4 protein-coding genes are annotated in these 2,669 nt (G+C 74.1%); 1 reads left to right on the forward strand and 3 read right to left on the reverse strand.

What is annotated here, in order from left to right; genetic code table 11:
- Window positions 1-193: 193 nt before the first annotated feature.
- Entirely contained in the window at window positions 194-826 is a 633-nt protein-coding gene (locus KHA85_RS16270) for a nucleosidase (protein WP_061229951.1), read from the reverse strand.
- Window positions 827-942: 116 nt separating this feature from the next.
- On the opposite strand from KHA85_RS16270, the gene KHA85_RS16275 reads away from it, so the two are divergent.
- Window positions 943-1,617, forward strand: coding sequence for a hypothetical protein (locus tag KHA85_RS16275; RefSeq protein ID WP_213186606.1), 675 nt, complete (start codon window positions 943-945; stop codon window positions 1,615-1,617).
- 39 nt (window positions 1,618-1,656) lie between these two features.
- Here KHA85_RS16275 and thpR read toward each other — a convergent pair whose 3' ends face one another.
- Together thpR and crcB are read right to left on the reverse strand one after the other, a co-directional pair.
- The gene (gene thpR / locus KHA85_RS16280; protein WP_213186607.1) at window positions 1,657-2,247 is read right to left on the reverse strand and encodes an RNA 2',3'-cyclic phosphodiesterase; all 591 of its coding nucleotides are present in this window, start codon (window positions 2,245-2,247) and stop codon (window positions 1,657-1,659) included.
- The coding region (gene crcB, locus KHA85_RS16285; RefSeq protein WP_306666457.1) for a fluoride efflux transporter CrcB at window positions 2,247-2,669 on the reverse strand (423 nt) is incomplete at its 5' end. The genes thpR and crcB, both read right to left, overlap by 1 nt.

The following is a 2,669-nucleotide window of genomic DNA, read 5'->3' on the forward strand; positions in this document are numbered from 1 at the left end:
CGCGCCCAGACCCTCAGGGACCGCGAACAACGTCCTCGCCGTCGTCACCAACCCCCACCCCCTCGCCGAGCGCCACACCGAACGATGACCACCAATGTCGAACTATAGTTCGATCATACCGGCGCCACACCGAGCGCACAAGGGTTCGAACAAAACCGGACGGCGCGTCGCGCGGCGGGCCGTGACCGCCGCGTCAGGCCAGGCGGGTACCGACCCACTCCGCCAGCACGCGGGCGCAGGCGTCGACGCCCTCGACCCACGTGGTCCCGGCGGATTCGTCGGCGGAGTCCGAGACGTGCTTGACCAACCGGGTGGGCACGCCGAGCATCGCCCCCGCCGCGGCGACCGCGTACCCCTCCATGTCCACCAGGTCGGCGATACCCGCCAGTCGGTCGCGCACCGGCCCGCCGGCGACGAAGCGGTCGCCGGTGGCGAGCACCGGCGCAACCGTGCCACCCGGCGCCGAGGGCTCGGGCGCCTGCTCCGGAGTCACGGCACGGATCGCCGACAGGGCGAGCGGCGGACCGTCGTGACGACCGGTGACCGCGTGCAGCGCGGGGTCGTCGAAGTCGTGCTGGAACACCGTCGCGACCTCGTGTGTGCCCTCCATCCCCGGGTGCAGACCGCCGGCCGTGCCGACGTTGACCAACTCGCGCGGCCGGGCGCCGCCACCGAGGGCGTGCGCGACGGCCACGGCCGCGCGGACCTTGCCCACCCCGGTGACGAGGACGGGGAAGTCGGTGACGAAGTGCCGGGCCTCCTGCTCCAGGGCCACGACGACGAGCGGATGGGCAGGGTCCACGGTCCCGATGAGTTCCACGGCCATACCGTATCCGCGTCTGCGGTGGCGGGTGGCCCGGCGGCGCCTACGGTGGGACACGTCACCACCGCGGCCGGGGCCGCACAGGGCGCCCCGGCACACCAGCGAAGAGGTCGTCCACGATGTCCGTCCACGCCGCCCGCACCCCTCGCCCCACCCGCGCCACTCACCCCGCCCGGGCACGCCACGCCCGCGCGCTGCTCGCACTCCCTGCCGCCGCGCTGCTCGCCGCGGCCGGATGCACCTCCGGGTCCGACGACCAGGCCGCCGAGCAGACCCCCGCCGAGCAGACCGTCACCGTCACCGAGCAGTCCTCCGCGCCGACCGTCCCCGAGCAGGATCGAGCCGCCGGTGACGCCACCGCCGCACCAGGGCTCGTCGACTGCTCCGGCGAACGCACCGGTGAGGACATCACCGGCGACGTCCGGGTCCTCGACGGGCAGACGTGCATCCTGCGCGACCTGTCGGTCAACGGGGACGTCGACGTGCTCGGTGGCGGTCGCCTCGAGGCGTACAACGTCCGCGTCACAGAGGACATCGACGCCGAGGGCCACATCGCCGTGCTCGTCTCCGGCGGCGAGGTGACCGGCTCCGTCGAACTCGAGTATGGGCGCGAAGCCACCCTGGAGAACGTCCGGATCGGCGGCGACGTCGAATCGGAGGAGAACTCCGGCGTGCAGCGCTTCGAGGGCAACACGATCGGCGGGGACCTCGAGTGCGAGGCGAACGACCCGGCCCCGACGGGCGGAGGCAACCAGGTCGCCGGCGAGCGCCAGGGGCAGTGCGCGACCCTGTGACCGGCCGTCCGGCGGGACCGGCGGCCCGGGCGCCGACCGTCAGGCGCCGGGCGGGTCCCACCACCGGCGCTCCCGTGAGCCCAGCGGCAGCCGGGCCACCACCTCGTGTCGGGCGCGGCCGCGGGGGCCCTCGCCGAGGAACGAGTCGACGAGGGCGATCTCGGAGACCTCCCACTCGCTACTGGTGAAGGTGTCGAGCACGCGGAGCCACGCGGTAGCGTCATCGCGGCCCCCGAGCCTCGCCAGCGTGAGGTGCGGCCGGAACCGCGCCCCGTCGGGGACGCACCCGGCGGCGTTGGCCGCCGACCGGGCGCCCGCGGCGAGCGCGTGGAGCGGCCGCCCCTCCGGCTGGTCCACGCCCGCCCACAGGACCTTGGCCCGCTCGACCGACGGGAAGGCCCCGGCCCCCGCCAGACGCACGCGGAACGGGTCGTGCTTGCGGGCGACCGCCTCCAGCCGCTCGGTGAGCTCGTCGAGGCGCCAGTCGTCGACATCGGGGCAGAACGTCAACGTGAGGTGCCACTGCGAGGGACTCGTCCACGTCAATCCGGGCCGCGGCTCGAGGAACGTCTCGAGCTGGTCGCGAACCTCCTCCGGCGGCATGACCGCCACGAACATCCGGTGACCCATCAGCCCACAGTGGACCAGCCGCCCGCGAGCCACAACCCCAGCGCCGCGGCGGCGACCGTGACGAGCATCGTGCCGACCCCGTAGACCACCGCGGTGCCGAATCGCCGCTCGCGGACCAGGCGGACGGTGTCGTAACTGGCGGTGGAGAACGTCGTGTACCCACCGAGCACCCCGGTGCCGACGAGGACCAACGGGAGGGAGCCGTCGACGAGCAGGCCCGTGAGCAGCCCCAGCGCGAGCGACCCGGACACGTTGACCAGGAACGTCCCCAGCGGGAACCGACCCCGCCAGCGGGCGGACACCACGCGGTCCAACGCGTACCTCGCCGCCGCACCCACGCCGCCGCCGAGCGCGACCCACAACATCGTCACGACGTCGTCCACCAGCGCGCCCACGCGACCAGCCCCACACCGAGCGCGGTG

It is taken from the genome of Dietzia massiliensis (assembly GCF_018390595.1).
In the GTDB taxonomy this organism is placed as follows: Bacteria; Actinomycetota; Actinomycetes; order Mycobacteriales; family Mycobacteriaceae; genus Dietzia; species Dietzia massiliensis.